Origin of the sequence: Streptomyces regalis (assembly GCF_001509475.1) — a bacterium.
Taxonomy (GTDB): Bacteria; Actinomycetota; Actinomycetes; order Streptomycetales; family Streptomycetaceae; genus Streptomyces; species Streptomyces regalis.
In genome coordinates this window covers 1-19,958 of record NZ_LLZG01000299.1, presented here as the reverse complement: position 1 = coordinate 19,958, position 19,958 = coordinate 1, and the positions used below count along the sequence as shown (strand labels likewise).

The following is a 19,958-nucleotide window of genomic DNA, read 5'->3' as shown; positions in this document are numbered from 1 at the left end:
CCCCGTGCCGAGCGAGGGAGAGCCCCCACGTGACCATCGCGCCAGCAGACCCGGTTTCAGTTGCCCCGACAGCCGAGGACGGCCCGGGAACCGCGCTGCTGCGGACCCTGACCGAGCTGACCGCCGACCTCCCCGACGCCGACCCCGGCCGGGTCGCCGCCGCCGCGCTGCGCGGCCGGTCCGCCCGGGCCGACGAGGCGGAGCTGCGCGCGCTGGCGACCGAGGCGGCGGCCGGTCTGATCTCCGAGGACCCCGCCTACAGCAGGCTGGCCGCCCGGTTGCTGACCATCTCCATCGCCGCCGAGGCCGCCTCGCAGGGCGTCACGTCCTTCACCGAGTCGGTCGCCGTCGGGCATCGGGAGGGGCTCATCGCGGACCGGACCGCCGAGTTCGCGCGTCTCCACGCGGCCCGCCTCGACGCCCTGATCGACACGGGCGCCGACGACCGCTTCGGCTACTTCGGCCTGCGCACCCTGCACAGCCGGTACCTGCTCCGGCACCCGATCACCCGTCGCGTGATCGAGACGCCGCAGCACTTCATGCTCCGCGTCGCCGCCGGTCTCGCCGAGGACGACACCGCCAGGTCGGTGGACGAAGTCTCCGCGCTCTACGGGCTCATGAGCCGCCTCGACTACCTCCCCTCCTCCCCCACGCTCTTCAACTCCGGCACCCGGCACCCCCAGATGTCGTCCTGCTACCTCCTCGACTCCCCCAAGGACGAGCTGGACTCCATCTACGACCGCTACCACCAGGTCGCCCGCCTCTCCAAGCACGCCGGCGGCATCGGGCTGTCGTACTCCCGTATCCGCTCCCGGGGTTCGCTGATCCGCGGCACCAACGGCCACTCCAACGGCATCGTCCCGTTCCTGAAGACGCTCGACGCCTCCGTCGCCGCCGTGAACCAGGGCGGCCGGCGCAAGGGCGCGGCCGCGGTCTACCTGGAGACCTGGCACTCCGACATCGAGGAGTTCCTGGAGCTGCGCGACAACACCGGCGAGGACGCCCGCCGTACGCACAACCTGAACCTCGCGCACTGGGTCCCGGACGAGTTCATGCGCCGCGTGAACGCCGACGGCCTGTGGTCCCTGTTCTCCCCCGCCGACGTGCCCGAGCTGGTCGACCTGTGGGGCGAGGAGTTCGACGCGGCATACCGGAAGGCGGAGGCGGCGGGGCTGGCCAAGAAGACCATCCCGGCCCGTGACCTGTACGGCCGCATGATGCGCACCCTCGCGCAGACCGGCAACGGCTGGATGACGTTCAAGGACGCCGCCAACCGCACCGCCAACCAGACGGCGCTCCCGGGCCATGTCGTCCACTCCTCCAACCTCTGCACGGAGATCCTGGAGGTCACGGACGACGGGGAGACGGCGGTCTGCAACCTGGGATCGGTCAACCTCGGCGCCTTCGTCGACACGACGACCGGCGACATCGACTGGGAGCGGCTGGACGCCACCGTCCGTACCGCCGTCACCTTCCTCGACCGTGTCGTCGACATCAACTTCTACCCGACCGAGCAGGCCGGGCGGTCCAACGCCAAGTGGCGCCCGGTCGGCCTCGGCGCGATGGGCCTGCAGGACGTCTTCTTCAAGCTGCGGCTGCCCTTCGACTCGCCGGAAGCCCGAGCCCTCTCCACCCGGATCGCCGAGCGCATCATGCTCGCCGCGTACGAGGCCTCCACCGACCTGGCCGAGCGCAACGGCCCGCTGCCGGCCTGGGAGAAGACCCGTACGGCCAAGGGCGTCCTGCACCCCGACCACTACGGCGTCGAGCTGACCTGGCCGGAGCGCTGGGCCGCGCTGCGGGACCGTATGGCCACCACCGGCCTGCGCAACTCCCTCCTCCTCGCCATCGCGCCCACCGCCACCATCGCGTCCATCGCCGGCGTCTACGAGTGCATCGAGCCGCAGGTCTCCAACCTGTTCAAGCGCGAGACGCTCTCCGGCGAATTCCTCCAGGTCAACTCCTACCTGGTCAACGAACTCAAGGAACTCGGCGTCTGGGACGCCCGCACCCGCGAGGCGCTGCGCGATTCCAACGGCTCGGTGCAGGACTTCGCCTGGATCCCGGCGGACGTACGGGCCCTGTACCGCACGGCCTGGGAGATCCCGCAGCGCGGCCTCATCGACATGGCCGCCGCGCGGACCCCGTTCCTGGACCAGGCCCAGTCCCTGAACCTCTTCCTGGAGACGCCGACCATCGGCAAGCTCTCCTCGATGTACGCGTACGCCTGGAAGTCGGGCCTGAAGACGACGTACTACCTGCGCTCACGCCCGGCGACCCGCATCGCCCGCGCCGCCCAGGCCCAGGCACAGCCTGAGAAGACCATCCCTGTCCAGCAGGTCGCCGAACCCGACGCCGTCGCCTGCTCCCTTGAGAACCCCGAGTCCTGCGAGGCCTGCCAGTAATGAGCTCCACCGAAAAGAACCTTCTCGACCCGGGCTTCGAGCTGACCCTGCGCCCCATGCGCTACCCGGACTTCTACGAGCGCTACCGGGACGCCATCAAGAACACGTGGACCGTGGAGGAGGTGGACCTCCACTCGGACGTGACAGATCTCGCGAAACTGTCACCTTCCGAGCAGCACCTCATCGGCCGCCTGGTGGCCTTCTTCGCGACGGGCGACTCGATCGTCGCCAACAACCTCGTGCTGACGCTGTACAAGCACATCAACTCCCCCGAGGCGCGGCTGTACTTGAGCCGTCAGCTCTTCGAGGAGGCCGTCCACGTCCAGTTCTACTTGACGCTGCTCGACACCTATCTCCCCGACCCGGAGGACCGCGCGGCGGCCTTCGCGGCCGTCGAGAACATCCCCTCCATCCGCGAGAAGGCCGAGTTCTGCTTCAAGTGGATCAACGAGGTCGAGAAGCTGGACCGCCTGGAGTCCAAGTCCGACCGCCGCCGCTTCCTGCTCAACCTCATCTGCTTCGCCGCATGCATCGAGGGCCTGTTCTTCTACGGTGCCTTCGCGTACGTCTACTGGTTCCGCAGCCGCGGCCTGCTGCACGGCCTCGCCACCGGCACAAACTGGGTGTTCCGCGACGAGACGATGCACATGAGCTTCGCCTTCGACGTCGTCGACACCGTCCGCAAGGAGGAGCCGGACCTCTTCGACGACCAGCTTGAGCAGCAGGTCACCGACATGCTGAGGGAGGCCGTCGAGGCCGAGCTGCAGTTCGCGCGCGACCTGTGCGGTGACGGCCTCCCGGGCATGAACACCGACTCGATGCGGCAGTACCTGGAGTGTGTCGCCGACCAGCGCCTGACGCGCCTCGGCTTCGCTCCGGTGTACGGCTCCGAGAACCCCTTCTCCTTCATGGAGCTGCAGGGCGTTCAGGAGCTCACCAACTTCTTCGAGCGGCGTCCGTCGGCTTACCAGGTGGCGGTGGAGGGCACCGTCGACCTGGACGAGGACTTCTGAGCCGTACCTCTCCGCCTTACTTCAGGGTGACGGCATCCCCGGCCGACACGACCCGCGCGGTCGTCGTCGTGCCGGGGAACCACCAGCGCCAGCTGCCCGCCGAGGTGACGGTCACCTTGGTGCTGAGCTTCCCGGCGTCGCCCGCCTTCACGGTCTTGACGGTGCTGTAGTGGGTGTTCGCGCCGGCCGGCCGGAACTGGAGCTTGACCTCCTGCCCCGTGAACCCTTGGTACCTCAGGTCTCCCAGTTCGCCCGGGACAGCTTGCCGCTCATGGTGAGCGTCGCACCCTTGGCGACCGGCTCGGGGGTCGCGTCCGTCGTCAGCTTCGAGGCGCGCTTCATCTTGAACTCCGCGATGCGGTCGGAGATCCAGTCGCCGAACCCGTAGCCGTTGCTGCTGTTGAAGGGGCTCACCCGCGTGAGCCCGGATGTCTCATGATCCTCCCCTGTTGGTGCAGAGAGGTTACGCCGCCCGCGCGAAGCGCTGCTGATGGGCCCGGTGTTCCTGCGCCTCCCTGATCTGACGGTCGATACGCCGGTCGCGCACGATCCCGATCACCGACGGGAGGACGAGGAGGACGAACATGCCGAGAACGGTGAGCATCGAGATCAGTCCTTCTGTCTGTTCCGCAGTCATGACACCACTCGAACTCGGGGTCGTCTGCGAGGTGTTCGGCCTAGACCGGAGCGACGAGGGCCTCCCGGTCCGGCCGACCTGATCGCCGTGCCGGCCTCGGGCACGAGCGTCACCCGTGCCTATCCGCCCGAACTGCTCGACGCCTTGCGGCGGGCCGTCGACCGAGGTGCCCGGGTACTCAGCGTCTGCTCCGGTGTCTTCGTGCTGGGCGCGGCCGGGCTGCCCGACGGGCGGCGCTGTGCCGCCCACTGGCGGCACGCCGAGACACTCGCCCGGCGCTTTCCGCGGGCGGTCGTCGAGCCGGACGTGCTGCACGTCGACGCCGACCCGGTCCTCACCTCCGCCGGCACCGCGGCCGGCATCGACGCCTGCCTCCACATCGTGCGCAAGGAGCAGGGCCCCGAGGTCGCCAACAGGATCGCCCGGCGCACGGTCGTACCGCCGCACCGGGACGGCGGGCAGGCCCAGTACATCGAGCGCCCGCTGCCCCGCGCGCAGTGCGACACCGTCGGCGAGGTGCTGGCGTGGATGGAGCGCCACCTCGCCGAGGACGTCACCGTCGAGCAGCTCGCCGAGCGCGCGCACATGTCCCCGCGCGCCTTCGCCCGCCGCTTCCAGCAAGAGACCGGCACGACCCCCTACCGCTGGATCCTGCGCCAACGGGTGCTGCTGGCACAGGAGTTGCTGGAGGCGACGGACGAGACGGTGGACACGATCGCCGGCCGGACCGGGTTCGGCACGGCGGCCGCACTGCGCCATCAGTTCGTACGGGCGCTGGGGACGACCCCGAACGCCTACCGACGGACGTTCCAGGGGCCACGCGCAGCCTGAGCCGCCCCCTTCGGGGGTCAGTCCCCCGGCTGGTGTCAGTCCCTCGGCACCGGCCTCAGCAGCAGTTCATGCGGGTGGAGCGTGATACCCACCCGCGTCGCATCACTCGAACCGGACACCTGCTCGAAGCGGTACGCGGTGGACAGCGCCGCCGTGAGCAGCGTCAGCATCGCCATGGAGAAGTGGTCGCTCGGGCACTTGCGGTTGCCGACGCCGAACGGGCTCATGGCGTATTTCGGTACGTCCTTGACGCGTTCCGGAAGCCAGCGGTCGGGGTCGAACTCCAGGTGGTGCGCGTACGACTTCGGGTCGCGCTGGATGGCGTAGGGACTGTAGACGATGTCGGCCCCGGCCGGAATGCGATAGCCACCCAGTGACGTATCGGCCACCGCCCGTCGCGTCAGAATCCAGATGGCGGGTCGCAAACGCATCGCCTCCACGACGACATTGCCGGTGTGCCCGAGCCTGCGGACGTCCTCGAATGCCACGGGCCGGCCACCGGTGACGGATTCGACCTCTGCACACACCTTGTCGGCGTGTTCCGGATGTTCCGAGAGCACATGGAGCAGCCACATGATCGTGGAGGCCACGGTTTCGGCGCCCGCGGTGAGTATCGCGACGACCTGATCGTGGATCTCCTGTTCCCCGATGGGATCGCCATTCTCGTCCTTCGCGTCGAGCAATGCCGTCAGCAAATCGTCCGGCTTTTGACCAGATGCCCGGCGTTCGGCGACGATCTCGTCGACCAGGAGATGGAAATCGGCCAGGGCGCGGTTGAATGTGCGGTTGGCCGGGAGCGGCAGGTTGTAAAGCGGCCCGAGCGGGATCACCATCCGCCGGTACATACCGCGGAAGAGGGTGTCGAGCGCGGCACACAGCCGCTCGGCCCGCACGTCCATGTACGCGCCGCGCAGCAGACAGCGGGCGGCGATGCGCACGGCGATCCGGAACGACTCGGAGGTGCAGTCGATGGTCTCGCCGGGCTTCCAGCGCTCGGTCAGCGCGTGTGCCTCCTCCTCCATGATCGGCCCGTACCCGGGGATCGCGTCGAGCCGGAAGGCGGGCTGGATGGTGCGCCGCTGACGCCGGTGCCGGGGGCCGTTCGCCGTGGCCACGCCCTCCTTGCCGAGCAGGCCTTCCAGGGACTCCCACAGCGGCCCGGCGATCTCGAAGTCGGTGCTCAGCGCCAGCGCCCCGGTGAGGTCCGGCGCGGTGACGGCGTACACCGTCTTCGGGCCGAGCTTGATCCGTACGACGTCGCCGTGCTCCCGGAGCGTGGCCATGAAGGCCAGCGGATCACGGACCATCTTCCAGCCGTGGCCGAGAAGCGGAACTCCGCCGCCCGCGAGGGGCGGCTCACGCAGCTCCGGAGCCACAGGGGGCTGGGCTTCGGGGCGGACGGACTCGACGGTCATTTCTCACCTGCCGCTTCGTTGTTGACGTACGGGGGCGTGGACCGGTCGTCCCAGCTGTCGACCCGGTACCGGCCGGACTCGTGGTGGAACCAGTAGACCGAGCTGTACCAGTTGCGCATATTGCGGACGCAGGCGCGCACGGCGGCGCTGAGTTCTTTCCCCCACACCGTGCCGTCGGCCAGTGAGTCGGCGAATTCGAGGGCGTCCCGCTCGGCCACGCGGAAATCGGATATGCAGCCCTCGACGCGCCGCCTCACTTCCGCCACCGTCTCTTCCAGAGTCAGCCCCTTGTGCGTGATGAGACTGATTCCGAGATTGTGGACCTCGTCGCCCGCGATTTCCTTGGGGAATGAGCAGAGGTCGTTGTACCAGGCGGCGAATTCCTGGCTCAATAATGCCGCCCGCCGATATGCCGGGTGTTTTCGTACATGGTCCGGCAGTTCCAGCCCGGCGCTCAGCTCGAGAAGGTCGGTCCAGATCCAGTGCGCGAAGGTGAGCCGACGCAGTTCGAGGTAATCCTCGACCGTGGGGACATACCCCTCGGTGCGATTGCGGAATTCCTGGTCGTATGCCTCGATCACCGCGTGGAAGTGACGGGCGAACCGGGTGTTCCAGGTGCGGGGCAGAAACGAGTACAGCCGCACCATGCTGTCCGCGAACCCCGCGACCAGCGGGTCCTCGTGGTGCAGATGGTCCTGGGGTGAATCGAGCGCCGCGTGCAGGCGGAACCTCAGCCGACGCCAGGCGGCCGGACGGTGGTGGACGATGTCACGGTCGTGCCGGTCGTCCCAGACGAAGAACCATGCGCTGTAGTCCGCAATCGCCTGGAGCACCTCGTCGGAGGCGCCGATGTAGTACCCCGCCATGAGGTCGGTGTAGCAAAGGCCGTCGGCATATTCTTCGACCTTGTCGGCCGGCATCAGCCGCCTTTCCAGCAGCCAGGTGCGGGTCTTCTCCTGAAGTTGGGGCCAATACGGATGGAGTTGCCTGGGAAACGCTGCTTCGATCACCGGGAGAGAGAGCGCTGGTGGTACCGGGACCGCCGTCGGTGTCGATGTGGTGCTGCGCGAGAAAGCATGCACGAACAAACCCCTCTCAGCCGCCAGTTGTACACGCCCCTCCCGCCGTGCCGGGCGTGCGCCGTCGCATATCCCCGCACTTCCATTCAGCACCACAACTGACCGATCTGGGAACGGATTTGCTTCATTCACTACCCCTCGGTGCCGAGAATCTCCCCCTATGTGACCGATTCCGGATCACAACCTGCGCGTATGGGATCGAACGTGCGACGGACATGCGAACGGCGCCTGGTCGGGAAGGGGATCCTGAACAGGCGCCGTACGGAGGGGACTTGTGGGGCTGTTGAGCTGGCCTCAGCCGTTCGCGACGACGGGGTAACGGGGCTCGTTCTCGGCCATCTGCCGGAGCGCGTCCTTGCGCTCCCGCTTGGAGAGACGGTCGATGTAGAGGTAGCCGTACAGGTGGTCGGTCTCGTGCTGCAAACACCGAGCGAAGTACCCGGTGCCGCGCACCTTGATCGGGTTGCCCTTCTCGTCCTGCCCGGTCACCTCGGCGTAGTCGGGGCGGGCCAGCGGCGCGTACGCCGTCGGCACGGACAGGCAGCCCTCGTTGCTGTCGTCCAGGCGGCGCTTGTCGGCGGGCAGCTCGACGAGCTTGGGGTTGCAGACCACGCCGACGTGCTGCCTGCCCTGGTCGTCCATGCAGTCGTAGACGAAGACCTTCAGGTCGACGCCGATCTGGTTGGCGGCCAGGCCCACGCCCTCGGCGGTGCGCTGCGAGGCGAACATGTCCGCCACCAGCTGGTCCAGCTCCGCGCCGAACTCGGTGACGTCCTTGCACTCCTTGTGCAGCACCGGGTTCCCGACGACCGTGATGGGCCGCGAGGTGCCACGCTCACGCCAGGCGTTCTCGCGCTCCTCCGTGTCCTCGGTGTCGACGACGAACCCCTCGTCGTCCACGGGGAGCACGCCCACGTGCTGCTGCTCGGTGTCCTGCTGGGCCATGACCGACGTATGCCTTCCTCAGAAAAACAGGGGGTGTGGTGCTGATACAGGGTACGGGGAACGCGCCCCTGAAGGGGCGCGGGGAACTGCGCGACCAGCCGCGACGAACCTGCAGTCGGCAATGGTCCTAACAGACCTCTTCGAGATCCCGCCAATCCCGCGAATCCGGACTGTCAGCAACCCACCCGTCCAGCAAACCCCGCACCAAAGAGGCCGGGGCGGCCACGCCGCACTCCCGCTCCGGCACCCACAGCTGCCCGTCGGTGCGGTGCCCCAGCGGCCCGGGGTGACCCGGCTCACTGTGGTCGTGCGGGTCCAGGTGCTCCCCGTCGCCCTCGTCGGACGGCATCCGCGACTCGGAGCACATCCGGCACAGCAGCCGCACCGACGACGACCAGTCCTCCGCGGCGAACCCGGCATCGGCCGCGAGCTGCTCCAGCGCGTCCCGGTCGGCCTCGGTGGCGGCCTCCAGGAGGACCACCCAGGTGGGCACCGGCGACGGCGCCCACAGCTCGATCTCGTCGAAGACGGGGTAGGCGTGCCCGGCGGAGGTGGTCCGCTCGCCGTGCGGCACCCCGTCGTGCAGCACGACCTCGCCCCAGCGGCGCCCGGAGGACGGCAGCGGGATCGACAGCACTTCGATGCGGGCGGGGTCGAGCCGCCGCCCCCACACGACCTCGGCCTCCCCCTCGGGGGACAGCCGTACCGCCGCGCTGCCCAGGTCCATGCCGACCGGCTCACCGGACTCGGTCGCGCCGCCGGGCACCCGCAGCCCATACGCCTGCCAGGCCCGCCGGGCCAGCGGCCAGTCCTGCAGGGCGGTCGCCGCGATGCCGACGTTCCACCAGTCGGGCGCCCCGGTCTCCCGGTCGAGCAGCGCCACGGCACGCAGCCCGGCCGCCCGGGCCTGCTCCCAGTCGTGCCGGAACTTGTGCAGCAGGGCGAGGTTGAACCAGGACTCCGAAAGCCAGGGCTCCAGATCGGCGGCCCGCGTCAGCAACGCGCCCGCGTCCTCGTACCGACCGTCGCCGATCAACGTGAACGCACGGTCGGTGGCCTGCCGCCAGGAGGCGGAGGGCCGGTGCCGTCCCTTGCCGAAGATCCTCACGATTCCCGCCTGCCAGTTCCGTGGAGTGGGCTGGCTAGTGCTCGCCCCCGGACACCCTCTCATTCGCATCCAACCACGTACGGCTGGAAGGGCGCTCATTACCCATGGGTTACCCCGCCACAGGCCATGTCAGACAGTCTCTGGACAGCACCCGTGCGAGCGAATCCACCACCTCCGGGGCGTAGTCCCCGGCAGTGCCCAGCCGCAGCTCTTCCAGCGCCTTCAGGGGCCCGCCGGGCCCGGCGTCCCGCGCCTTCTCCTCGTAGGCGTTCACGGCTCGCACGATCCGCGCGGCGACCGGCTGCTCCGGGCAGGGATCGGCGAGCCGCTCCACGACCGTCGCGACCTGCGCAGGCACCCCGGTCTGCCGTACGACGGCCCCGCCGAGCAGCGCGATCCGCCGCTGTTCCTCGACGGGCAGCCCGGCGGTGGCCCCGGCCGGCACCGGGTCGACCAGGCTCAGCTGCCCGATGTCATGCATGAGCGCCGCGTACTCCAGCACGGTGAGCTCCGCCTCGCTCAGGCCCAGGTCCCGCCCGACCTCCCGGCTGAGCGCCGCCACCCGCCGGGCGTGTCCGGCCGGCGTGTACCCGGCGATCTCGGTGGCCCGGGCGAGGGAGGCGATGGTCTGCCGGTAGGTGGTGCGCACGGCGGCGTAGCGGCGCAGGGACATCTGGGTGAGCAGGAGGGGGAGTGAGAAGACGGGCAGCGCCCACAGCCCGACCACGGCGACCGCGAGCGCCATCACCGCGCCCGTCGCGCAGACGGCCGACCCGATCCCGAGCGTCGCCCGCAGCTCGTCCCGCAGCAACGGCCCGAACGGCCACCGGGTGCGGGAGTGGGCCAGCGCGGCGGCGAGCAGGGCGTCGCACAGGGCGGTGAGGGAGAGGATCGCGAGCAGGAGCAGGGCGTATCCCGGGCCCCAGCCTTGGAACGTGCCCTGGTTGTACAGGGGTTGGAAGCAGACGGCGGCGAAGCCGGCGGTGAGCACGCGCCGGGCGAGGTGGTCGAGCACGGGGCGCCCGCGCGCGAGGTGCGGCACGCTGCCGAGCAGCGAGGCGGCGAGGACGACGGCGCCGACCTGCAGGCCCCCGTGGTGGGTGGGGTGCCCGCCGTCCTCCCCCAGCAGGGCGTACGACAGCGCCGCGGCGGCGCCGAGCGGGGCGGCCTCCCTGCCCTCCGCTCCGGTCCACCGGGTGAGCTCGCCGACGGTGACGAGGACGCCGAAGGCGAGGGCGATGCCGCGTTCGTCGAGCCCGTGCCAGAGGGTGCCGAGGAGGGAGCCTGCGGCGAGGAGAGCCGCGGAGGTGTGGACGAGGGTGAGGAGGAAGGGCGGCTTTCCGGCGGTACAGGGGGTACAGGGGGCGCTCATCGGTGCGCTCCCGGAACACGCGCGACCGGCGGGCGCGCAGGGGGCGTACACACCTCGTCGGCGGTCACGGCGGGATGCCATCCGTACTGGTCCACGGCTCGGGCGAGGGCCGTGACCATCAGGGGGTCGAACTGCGAGCCCGCGCACTTCTCCAGCTCCCGCAGGGCGACGGACACGGGCCGGGCCCTCGAATACGACCGGGTCGACGTCATCGCGTCGAACGCGTCGGCGACCGCCACCACCCGCGCCGACTCCGGGATCTGGCTTCCCCTCAGCCCGTAGGGGTACCCGCTCCCGTCCAGCCGCTCATGGTGATGCAGTACGGCGGCCCGGGCCTCGCCGAGGAAGGAGATCCCCCGGACCATCTCGTGCCCGTACTCGGGGTGCAGCTCGATCACCCGACGCTCCTCGGGCGTGAGCGGCCCGTTCTTCCGCAGCAGCCGCGTGGGCACGCCGAGCTTGCCCACGTCGTGCAGGATCCCGGCGAACCGCAGCACCTCGACGCGCTCGTCGGCCAGGCCCAGCTCATGCGCGATCATCATCGAGGCCTGCCCGACCCGCTCGCTGTGGCCGCGGGTGTAGCCGTCCTTGATGTCGACGGCCTGGACCAGCGCCCGAATGGTCGACTGATGAGCCGCGCGTTCCCGGTGGTACTGGGCGAACACCCACCACGACACACACATCGGCAGCAGCACGAGCAGCGCCGCGACGGAGCCGTACGGACTGCGCCACAGCACGGCCATCATCAGCCCGGCCAGACCGTGTACGGACAGGGGCGCGAGCGACCGCAGGAACAGTCCACGCCAAGCACGCCGCGCCGGCACGCGCTCGGCAACGGTGAGAATCCCGCCGTCCAGCGCGGTCAGGACCAGGCAGAGCGTCAGTACCGCACCCCCGGCCGACAGCAGCGCACACGGGAATTCGCCCGCCGCCACGGCATCCCGCCCGTCCAGTGACCGGTGCACCCGGGCCGCCGCCCAGACGGCCACGGCGAGCTGGGCGGCCCGCCAGATCCGACGTGTCCACAGCGGCCGCTGCCCGGCCGGCGACAGCAGGGCACCCGGCACCGCGACCAGCGCGGCGGCGGACGGCGGCAGCAGAAAGGCCCCGGCGAGCAGCACGGGATAGAAGGTGCCAGCGAACCGCCATCGGGCGGTGATCTGCTCGCCGGAGGCATACAGCGCGGCGAGCATGAGGACCGCCCACCAGGGCGTGTGGGGCGCGAGCAACGGCAGGAGGCAGGCGAGGGCGCACAGCGCCACACAGGCGACATACACACGCGCCCGTGCCGGTAGCGCCTCCATCTTCGACGCCCCTCTCCACCGTGACCTGCTCAGCTCAACGGGAGAGCCTAGGTCGGTGAGAGGGGCGGCTGCGGGCTTGTCACGCGCCGATTAGCACGTTCGAGTGACGACAGCCCGTTCCTGGGACAGGGAGTTCAGGACTCCTGCGGCGTCGCGGTCACGTCGTGGTCGGGCACCGCCTGTCCGGAGCGGATCAGGTCGAGCCGTCCCAGGACCTTGGCGCGCAGGTCGGTCGGCACGTCGTCATGCCCGCAGCAGCGCTTGACCAGCTTCTTCACGGCCTCTTCCAGGCCGTACTTCTCCAGGCACGGCGAGCACTCCGTGAAATGCTGCTTGAACTTGTCGCGATCGACGTCCGGCATCTCACTGTCGAGAAACTCATAGAGATGATCGAGTACCTCACTGCAGTCCGTCTCGTGCGGCTCTCCGCAGCTCATGAGCCCGAACCTTTCACGTCGTTCGACTCTCCGGCGCCGGCCGGGACCAGCCCGCGCTCACGGGCGTAGTCCTCGAGCATGCCGCGCAGTTGACGGCGGCCCCGGTGCAGCCGGGACATCACCGTACCGATGGGTGTCCCCATGATGTCCGCGATCTCCTTGTACGCAAAGCCCTCGACGTCGGCGAGGTACACGGCGATGCGGAATTCCTCAGGGATCGCCTGGAGCGCTTCCTTCACGTCCGAGTCGGGCAGGTGGTCGAGCGCCTGCGACTCCGCGGAGCGCAGACCCGTCGACATGTGCGACTCGGCGCGGGCGAGCTGCCAGTCCTCGATCTCCTCCGCCGCCGAACGCTGCGGCTCACGCTGCTTCTTGCGGTAGGAGTTGATGAAGGTGTTGGTGAGGATCCGGTACAGCCACGCCTTCAGGTTGGTGCCCTCGCGGAACTGGTGGAAGGACGCGTACGCCTTGGCGTACGTCTCCTGCACCAGGTCCTCGGCGTCGGCCGGGTTGCGCGTCATGCGCAGGGCGGCCGAGTACATCTGGTCGAGGAATTCGAGCGCGTCCCGCTCGAAGCGCGCGCTGCGCTCGGCGGTCGTCTCCGCGGACATGTCCGCACTCGTGCCCAGGCCCTCGGGCTGCTCCGCCTGGCCGTTGTCGGTCCCTGCGTCGGTACCGGGAACCGGACCCACCTCCTCAAGATTCCGGGCAGGACCGAATCCGGTCCCGCCTGAATCGGAGGATAGACGACCTGGCGTACCTGCCGCCGCTCGAATAGGAGCGGTCCTGGCCGCGTGCAGCACTGTCCAGTCCAGGTCAGCACGGCTGCCACGGCTCGGGCAGAAGGTCGAACCCATGCGGCGGACTTCCTCTCCTACGACGTCTGCGCTGCCCGTTCAGCACCGCTGTCCGCCACAACAGAGGCCGGGCCGCCGACATTCCCGAACCTTTACCCGAGTGATCCGACCCACTTCACCACCGCGTCCGTGATGATCGCCACGGCCTCGTCCTGATCGAGGGGCGCCCGTTTGGGTACGGCGAACCCGTGATCGCCGTACTCCACCTCGACCAGCTCGAAGTCGCCGTCCGGGAACTCCTCCGGCTTCCCGAACGGATCGTTGCCGCCCTGGACGACGAGGGTGGGCACCCCGGCCCCGAGCAACTCGTCGGCACGGGACCTCTCGGGCTTGCCCGGCGGGTGCAGCGGAAAGCTCAGCGCGAGTACGGCCCGCGCACCCAGCTCCGTGGCGGTACGGCAGGCCACGCGCGCCCCGGCACTGCGCCCGCCGGAGACCACGGGCGACCCGGGCTCGGCGAGCGCGGGCCAGATGCCGCGCCAGCCGACGTCGAGGGTCTTCGGGGCGGGCGCCACCTTCTTGCCGGCCACCCTCCAGGGCTGCTCCACGAGGGCGACGGTCACCCCGTGGGCCGGCAGGACCTGGGCGAGCGCCCTCAGGTCCCGCGCCTCGATGCCGCCTCCGGCGCCATGGCTCACGGCCAGGACCAGCCGCGCCTTCTTCGCCGGGTGCCAGGTGATGCGGGCGTCCCCCGCGTCCGTACCAATGATCTCGGTCGTCACGTCAGACTCGGTCGTCACGTCAGAAGAGTGTGCCCTCTTCGGGGCCGTCCAGCTCCTTCAGCAGCTCCGGGCCGTTGTTGCGGACGTTGCTGACCAGCGTGGAGACGGGGTAGGCGCGCATCAGTCCGGCGGGCGGCGGGGCGAGCAGCGTCCGCAGCTCCTCGGGGTCGGTACGGGAGGGGTCGAGCCAGGCGTCCCACCGCTCCGGTGTCAGCATCAGCGGCATCCGGGGGTGGATGTCGGCCAGCGCGTTCGGGCCCTCCGGCGGCGCCACCGCCAGCGGGGTCGTCTCCGCCTCCGTCGTGATGACGGAGCAGGTCACCCACCAGGCCTGGGGATGCTCGTCGGGCAGCGTCCGGTCCCGCCAGAACTCGTACAGCCCCGCCATCGCGAACACCGACCCGTCGGCGGGCAGCACGAAGTACGGCTGCTTGCGCGGCCGCTTCCGCTTCCCCTCGACCTCCAGGTCCCGCTCCTGCGCGCCGGTGACCCACTCGTAGTAGCCGTCGGCGGGGATGATGCAGCGCCGGGAGGTGAAGGCCCGCCGGAACGACGGCTTCTCGTGCACCGTCTCCGCGCGCGCGTTGATCATTTTGAAGGCGCTCTCGGGGGTCTTGGACCAACTGGGCACCAGCCCCCACTTCAGCTTTCGCAGCTGCCGAACCGGGCGACCCCTGACGGAGGAACTAGTGGATGCAGCGTCGGCGTCTTTCACGGGACGGTCGAGGACGACGTGGACCTCTTTCGTCGGCGCCACGTTGTAATCCGGCTCCAGGGTCTCCTCGGGCTCCCACTTCTCGATCTCAAAGATTCCTGCGAGATCCTCGGGCCCACGACTCGATGCATACCGTCCGCACATACGTGCCACACTGCCAGATTCCATCCGACCACAGGGAGCCATCGCCTTACATGGACAGCACCGCATCCGCCTCGCTCGCCTCCCTCTGGGACGAGGTCTCCGGTACTCAGCCCGACCCCGACGTGTGGGTGGTGATCGCCGCTCTCGTCGCCGCGCTCGCCGTGGTCGTCCCGCACGTCCTGTGGCGCGTCTCGCGCAACGCCATCACCATCGCCCACGAGGGCGGCCACGGCCTGGTGGCGCTGCTGACCGGCCGGACCCTGACCGGCATACGCCTGCACTCCGACACCAGCGGCCTCACCGTCAGCCGCGGCAAGCCGCACGGCCTCGGCATGATCCTCACCGCGGCCGCCGGCTACACGGCTCCCCCACTGCTGGGCCTGGGCGGCGCCGCCCTGCTCGCCTCCGGCCGCATCACCCTGCTGCTGTGGCTGGCGACGGCCCTGCTGGTGGCGATGCTGGTGATGATCCGCAACGCGTACGGCGCGCTGACGGTGTTCGTGACGGGCGGCACGTTCGTCCTGGTGAGCTGGCTGACCGGGCCACAGGTGCAGGCGGCGTTCGCGTATGCGGTGGTGTGGTTCCTGCTGGTGGGCGGGGTACGACCGGCGTTCGAGCTGCAGGCGAAGAGGGCGAGGGGCGGGGCGGGAGACTCAGACGCGGATCAGCTTTCGAGGCTCACGCACGTGCCGGCGGGCCTGTGGCTGTTCCTGTTCCACGCGGTGTCGCTGTGTTCGCTGATAGGCGGGGGCCGCTGGCTGCTGGCGGTGTGACAGCCAACCTTCAGGGGCACGGGGCTGTATCGATATGCGGCTCCGCCGCGATGGGGGTCCCCCGCTCGAGCGAAGCCGAGAGTGGGGGAGCGACCAGCCCCCACGGCGCCGCACCCGAAGAACGGCCTGCACAACCCCCTCCTTATAAAGTGAACCCATGGCCCAAAACCCCGCCGCACAATCCGCCCTCTGGCCCGCCCCGCACGCAAGCGGAGCCGTCGACGCGACGATCCACGTGCCCGGGTCCAAGTCGGTCACCAACCGCGCCCTCGTCCTGGCAGCCCTCGCCTCAGAACCGGGCTGGCTGCGCCGCCCCCTCCGCTCCCGCGACACCCTGCTGATGGCCGGCGCCCTGCGGGCGATGGGCGTCGGCATCGAGGAGGGCGTGGGCCCCGAGGGCACCGGCGAGGCGTGGCGCGTGCTCCCGGCGGGCCTGCGGGGCCCGGCCACGGTCGACGTCGGCAACGCCGGCACGGTGATGCGCTTCCTGCCGCCGGTCGCCGCGCTGGCCGACGGCCCCATCCGCTTCGACGGCGACCCGAGGTCGTACGAGCGTCCCCTGCACGGCGTGATCGACGCCCTGCGCGCCCTCGGCGCCCGCATCGACGACGACGGCCGGGGCGCGCTGCCGCTGACGGTGCACGGCGGAGGTGCCCTCGACGGCGGCCCGGTGGAGATCGACGCCTCGTCGTCGTCCCAGTTCGTGTCGGCGCTGCTGCTCTCCGGCCCGCGCTTCAACCAGGGCGTCGAGGTCCGCCACATCGGCTCCACGCTCCCCTCGATGCCGCACATCCGCATGACCGTCGACATGCTGCGCGCGGTCGGCGCCCAGGTGGACACCCCGGAGTCGGGCGGCGAGCCGAACGTCTGGCGGGTCACGCCGGGCGCCCTGCTCGGCCGCGATCTCACCATCGAGCCGGACCTGTCCAACGCCCAGCCGTTCCTGGCCGCGGCGCTGGTGACCGGCGGCAAGGTGCTCATCCCGGACTGGCCGGCCCGTACCACCCAGCCCGGTGACCGGCTGCGCGAGATCTTCACCGAGATGGGCGGTTCCTGCGAACTCACCGAGTACGGGCTCGTGTTCACGGGTTCAGGTGCGATCCACGGCATCGACGTGGACCTGAGCGAGGTCGGCGAACTGACCCCGGGCATCGCGGCGGTCGCCGCCCTCGCGGACTCCCCGTCCACGCTCCGTGGCGTCGCACACCTGCGGCTGCACGAGACGGACCGCCTGGCCGCGCTGACCAAGGAGATCAACGAACTCGGCGGTGACGTCACCGAGACCGCCGACGGCCTGCACATCCGCCCGCGTCGGCTGCACGGCGGGGTCTTCCACACCTACGACGACCACCGCATGGCGACGGCCGGCGCGATCATCGGCCTCGCGGTCGAGGGCGTACGGATCGAGAACGTGGCGACGACGGCGAAGACCCTGCCGGACTTTCCCGAGCTGTGGACCGGGATGCTCGGGGCGTAGGGACTCACTGCCATGCGCCGCTACGGCAAGCACACCGACGAGGACGACATCCGCAGCCGCCCCGGACGTCGCAACACCCGACCCCGGACGAACATCCGGCCCAAGCACGAGGACGCCGCCGAGGGCATGATCCTCACCGTCGACCGCGGGCGTCTGACCTGCCTCGTCGGGGACCGGGTCGTGATGGCGATGAAGGCCCGCGAACTCGGCCGCAAGGCCGCGGTGGTCGGGGACCGGGTGGCGCTGGTCGGCGACATGTCCGGCAAGAAGGACACACTGGCGCGGATCGTACGGATCGAGGAGCGGACGTCGGTGTTGCGCCGCACCGCCGACGACGACGATCCGTTCGAGCGCGTCGTGGTGGCGAACGCCGACCAACTCGCCATCGTCACCGCCCTCGCCGACCCCGAGCCACGCCCCCGGCTGATCGACCGCTGTCTGGTGGCGGCGTTCGACGGGGGTCTGGAGCCGCTGCTGGTGATGACGAAGTCGGACCTGGCACCGCCGGACAAACTCCTGGAGCTCTACGGCGCCTTGGACATCCCGTATGTCGTCACCAGCCGTGAGGAGCTGGAGAACGGCGGCGCGGCGGACCGGGTGCGCGAGCAACTGGACGGCAGGGTCACGGCGTTCGTCGGTCACTCGGGTGTGGGCAAGACGACGCTGGTGAACGCGCTGGTGTCGGAGGAACAGCGGCGTTCGACCGGTCATGTGAACGCGGTGACGGGTCGGGGGCGGCACACGACGACGTCGGCACTGGCGCTGCCGCTGACGGAGGTCGGCGGCTGGGTGATCGACACCCCCGGGGTCCGCTCGTTCGGTCTGGCGCATGTCGATCCGTCGCGGGTGATCCATGCGTTCCCCGACCTGGAATCGGGAACCGAAGGCTGCCCGCGTGCGTGCAGTCATGACGAACCGGACTGCGCGCTGGACGACTGGGTGGCGGAGGGTCACGCCGATCAGGCGCGGCTGTACTCGCTGCGGCGGCTGCTGGCGACGCGGGAACGCACGGAAGGCGACTGAGGAACGCCGCCGAGGAAGGCGGCTGACCTCCGCGTTGTTTGTCTTTCTGTAGGGCTGGTAAGGGCATAATCGCACCGAGCTGGATCCAAGCCTGACCAAAGCCTGATGAAGCCTGTTGAACCTGACGAAGCGGTCACAGAACGTGGGCATACGGGAGGACAGCACATGGCGTGGCTGCTGGTCATCGTGGCGGGGCTGCTCGAAACCGGCTTCGCCGTCTGCCTGAAGCTGTCGCACGGCTTCACCCGGCTCTGGCCGACCGTCGCCTTCTGCATCTTCGCCCTCGGCAGTTTCGGGCTGCTGACGCTGTCGCTGAAGAAGCTGGATGTGGGTCCGGCGTATGCGGTGTGGACGGGGATCGGGGCGGCGGGTACGGCGATCTACGGGATGATCTTCCTCGGGGACATCGTGTCGACGTTGAAGATCGTGTCGATCAGCCTGGTGATCGTGGGGATCATCGGATTGCAGTTGTCGGGGTCGGCGCACTAGGGCCTGTCCGGCGGATCAGGCCGGCTGCAAGAAACAGTGCAGAACCGGCCGAGCCGAGCGGTGCCTGGTGCGTGCAGCTGCAAGGCGGAGGAGCCGTGTCGATCAGCCGCTACCGCGGCGGGATCAGCCGCTACCGCGGCGGGCGACGCGATGGGGGTCCCCCCGCTGGGGGAGCGCGTGCCAGGCACCGCGACGCCGGCATGATCCGCCGGACAGGCCCTGGCGCTCGGATCAGCTCGTCAACTGCCGGTACAGAGCACTGCGTACGAGGTCGGAGACTCCGCCCTCGCCGGGTGGGGCGGCGACGCAGGACAGGGCCAGCCTGACGACGAGTTCGCAGGAGCGGGTGAGGTCGGGGGTGTCGGACTTGTTGATGCCGGGCCCGGTGAGGACCGCCACGGCGCGGTCGCGGACGATGGCCACGAAGTCGCCGGGTGACGGGAGTGGGCCGTCGGCCCGTCGCTGGGCCGGTACGGCCGAGGAGGACGGCACGGCGGACAGCGTCGGCGAGGGCAGCCGCTCGCTCCAGCAGCCGGTGAGCATGGCGCGGACGAGGGCGTTGTCGCGGGCCAGTGCGGCGGTCCACTCCGCGGTGGCGGTGAGGCGCTCGCGGGCGTCGCTGTGCGTGGCAAGCGCGCGGTCGATGCCGGCGAGGTATCCGTCGGCCTCTCTCCTCACGAGCGCGCGGGCCAGCCCTTCCTTGCTCCCGAACTCGTTGTACAGCGTCTGCCGGGACACTCCGGCCGCCGCCGCCACGTCCACCATCCGCACGGCAGACCACGGCCGGCGCGCCAGCGCCGTGTAAGCGGCGTCCAGCAGGGATTCCCGCGCTGCAGGCATCATCGCCTCCCTGGGCGAGCGGCTCTGCGCCCAGATTTGACGCGCACAGAGGCACTGTCAAGGGTTCGCGAGGGCACGCGGGGGCGCCATTCGCATGGGACGCGCGGGCCTTCGACGGTCGGGCGGGGTGCCTCCGGCGGTTGACGGTCGGGCGGGAGTGCCCCCGGCGGTCGGGCCGGGCGCCTTCGACGGTTGAGCGGGGGTGCCCCCGGCAGTTGAGCGGGATGCGTCCGGCGGTTGGGCCGGGCGCCTCCGGCAGTTGGGCGGGATGCCTGCGCGGGTGAGTGGGGGTGGGAGCTGATGGCCTGGGGCGGCCTGTGCGGGTGGGGTGGGGGTTTGCGTAGCGCCTGCGGTTTCGTCGTGGCTCGGGGC

18 protein-coding genes and 2 pseudogenes are annotated in these 19,958 nt (G+C 70.1%); 7 read left to right on the top strand and 13 right to left on the bottom strand.

Annotation, left to right across the window (positions count from 1 at the left end; genetic code table 11):
• Positions 1-29 precede the first annotated feature (29 nt).
• A complete protein-coding gene (locus ADL12_RS26690; RefSeq protein WP_062706027.1) occupies positions 30-2,405 on the top strand; it encodes a ribonucleoside-diphosphate reductase subunit alpha in 2,376 nt (791 codons plus the stop codon).
• Complete coding sequence (locus ADL12_RS26685) at positions 2,405-3,418, top strand: ribonucleotide-diphosphate reductase subunit beta (RefSeq protein WP_062706024.1); 1,014 nt, start codon at positions 2,405-2,407, stop codon at positions 3,416-3,418. Before ADL12_RS26690 ends, ADL12_RS26685 begins: the two co-directional genes overlap by 1 nt.
• 16 nt (positions 3,419-3,434) lie before the next feature.
• On the opposite strand, the pseudogene ADL12_RS26680 reads toward ADL12_RS26685, so the two are convergent.
• Positions 3,435-3,796: pseudogene (locus ADL12_RS26680) on the bottom strand (hypothetical protein); the annotation flags it as partial.
• An 85-nt stretch (positions 3,797-3,881) separates the two neighbouring features.
• Positions 3,882-4,055, bottom strand: a complete 174-nt coding sequence (locus tag ADL12_RS54265; RefSeq protein WP_159053306.1) for a hypothetical protein — start codon at positions 4,053-4,055, stop codon at positions 3,882-3,884.
• Here ADL12_RS54265 and ADL12_RS26675 point away from each other — a divergent pair.
• A pseudogene (locus tag ADL12_RS26675) lies at positions 4,054-4,886 on the top strand (helix-turn-helix domain-containing protein). The gene ADL12_RS54265 and the pseudogene ADL12_RS26675 sit on opposite strands and share 2 nt — an antisense overlap.
• A 35-nt stretch (positions 4,887-4,921) precedes the next feature.
• Here ADL12_RS26675 and ADL12_RS26670 read toward each other — a convergent pair.
• The 10 genes from ADL12_RS26670 to ADL12_RS26625 all read right to left on the bottom strand — a co-directional run bounded on the left by ADL12_RS26670 (position 4,922) and on the right by ADL12_RS26625 (position 14,984).
• Positions 4,922-6,301, bottom strand: coding sequence for a bifunctional albaflavenone monooxygenase/terpene synthase (locus ADL12_RS26670; protein ID WP_062706021.1), 1,380 nt, complete (start codon positions 6,299-6,301; stop codon positions 4,922-4,924).
• Positions 6,298-7,383, bottom strand: a complete 1,086-nt coding sequence (gene cyc1 / locus ADL12_RS26665) for an epi-isozizaene synthase (protein ID WP_107120037.1) — start codon at positions 7,381-7,383, stop codon at positions 6,298-6,300. Before cyc1 ends, ADL12_RS26670 begins: the two co-directional genes overlap by 4 nt.
• 291 nt (positions 7,384-7,674) lie before the next feature.
• On the bottom strand, positions 7,675-8,325 hold the full coding sequence (gene def, locus ADL12_RS26660; RefSeq protein WP_062706015.1) for a peptide deformylase: 651 nt from the start codon (positions 8,323-8,325) through the stop codon (positions 7,675-7,677).
• A gap of 127 nt (positions 8,326-8,452) precedes the next feature.
• The gene (locus tag ADL12_RS26655) at positions 8,453-9,433 is read right to left on the bottom strand and encodes a tetratricopeptide repeat protein (RefSeq protein WP_062706013.1); all 981 of its coding nucleotides are present in this window, start codon (positions 9,431-9,433) and stop codon (positions 8,453-8,455) included.
• Between the two features lie 109 nt (positions 9,434-9,542).
• Positions 9,543-10,805, bottom strand: coding sequence for an HD-GYP domain-containing protein (locus tag ADL12_RS26650; protein ID WP_062706010.1), 1,263 nt, complete (start codon positions 10,803-10,805; stop codon positions 9,543-9,545).
• A complete protein-coding gene (locus ADL12_RS26645; protein ID WP_062706007.1) occupies positions 10,802-12,109 on the bottom strand; it encodes an HD-GYP domain-containing protein in 1,308 nt (435 codons plus the stop codon). The genes ADL12_RS26650 and ADL12_RS26645 overlap by 4 nt, the downstream gene beginning before the upstream one ends.
• A gap of 134 nt (positions 12,110-12,243) precedes the next feature.
• On the bottom strand, positions 12,244-12,546 hold the full coding sequence (gene rsrA / locus ADL12_RS26640) for a mycothiol system anti-sigma-R factor (RefSeq protein WP_030052446.1): 303 nt from the start codon (positions 12,544-12,546) through the stop codon (positions 12,244-12,246).
• On the bottom strand, positions 12,543-13,238 hold the full coding sequence (locus tag ADL12_RS26635) for a sigma-70 family RNA polymerase sigma factor (protein WP_062706004.1): 696 nt from the start codon (positions 13,236-13,238) through the stop codon (positions 12,543-12,545). Before ADL12_RS26635 ends, rsrA begins: the two co-directional genes overlap by 4 nt.
• Positions 13,239-13,495: 257 nt before the next feature.
• Entirely contained in the window at positions 13,496-14,125 is a 630-nt protein-coding gene (locus tag ADL12_RS26630; RefSeq protein WP_062706150.1) for an alpha/beta hydrolase family protein, read from the bottom strand.
• 19 nt (positions 14,126-14,144) lie between these two features.
• On the bottom strand, positions 14,145-14,984 hold the full coding sequence (locus tag ADL12_RS26625; RefSeq protein WP_062706001.1) for an SOS response-associated peptidase: 840 nt from the start codon (positions 14,982-14,984) through the stop codon (positions 14,145-14,147).
• A gap of 50 nt (positions 14,985-15,034) precedes the next feature.
• Between ADL12_RS26625 and ADL12_RS26620 the strand changes: the two genes are divergently transcribed.
• The 4 genes from ADL12_RS26620 (at position 15,035) to ADL12_RS26605 (ending at position 18,746) form a co-directional block, all read left to right on the top strand.
• The gene (locus tag ADL12_RS26620; RefSeq protein WP_062705998.1) at positions 15,035-15,757 is read left to right on the top strand and encodes a M50 family metallopeptidase; all 723 of its coding nucleotides are present in this window, start codon (positions 15,035-15,037) and stop codon (positions 15,755-15,757) included.
• Between the two features lie 157 nt (positions 15,758-15,914).
• The gene (gene aroA / locus ADL12_RS26615; RefSeq protein ID WP_062705995.1) at positions 15,915-17,234 is read left to right on the top strand and encodes a 3-phosphoshikimate 1-carboxyvinyltransferase; all 1,320 of its coding nucleotides are present in this window, start codon (positions 15,915-15,917) and stop codon (positions 17,232-17,234) included.
• A gap of 12 nt (positions 17,235-17,246) precedes the next feature.
• On the top strand, positions 17,247-18,257 hold the full coding sequence (gene rsgA, locus ADL12_RS26610; RefSeq protein WP_062705992.1) for a ribosome small subunit-dependent GTPase A: 1,011 nt from the start codon (positions 17,247-17,249) through the stop codon (positions 18,255-18,257).
• 165 nt (positions 18,258-18,422) lie between these two features.
• The gene (locus ADL12_RS26605) at positions 18,423-18,746 is read left to right on the top strand and encodes a DMT family transporter (protein WP_062705989.1); all 324 of its coding nucleotides are present in this window, start codon (positions 18,423-18,425) and stop codon (positions 18,744-18,746) included.
• Positions 18,747-18,977: 231 nt separating this feature from the next.
• Here the strand turns inward: ADL12_RS26605 and ADL12_RS26600 are convergent, their stop codons facing one another.
• Positions 18,978-19,589, bottom strand: coding sequence for a TetR/AcrR family transcriptional regulator (locus ADL12_RS26600; RefSeq protein ID WP_062705987.1), 612 nt, complete (start codon positions 19,587-19,589; stop codon positions 18,978-18,980).
• Positions 19,590-19,958 lie beyond the last annotated feature (369 nt).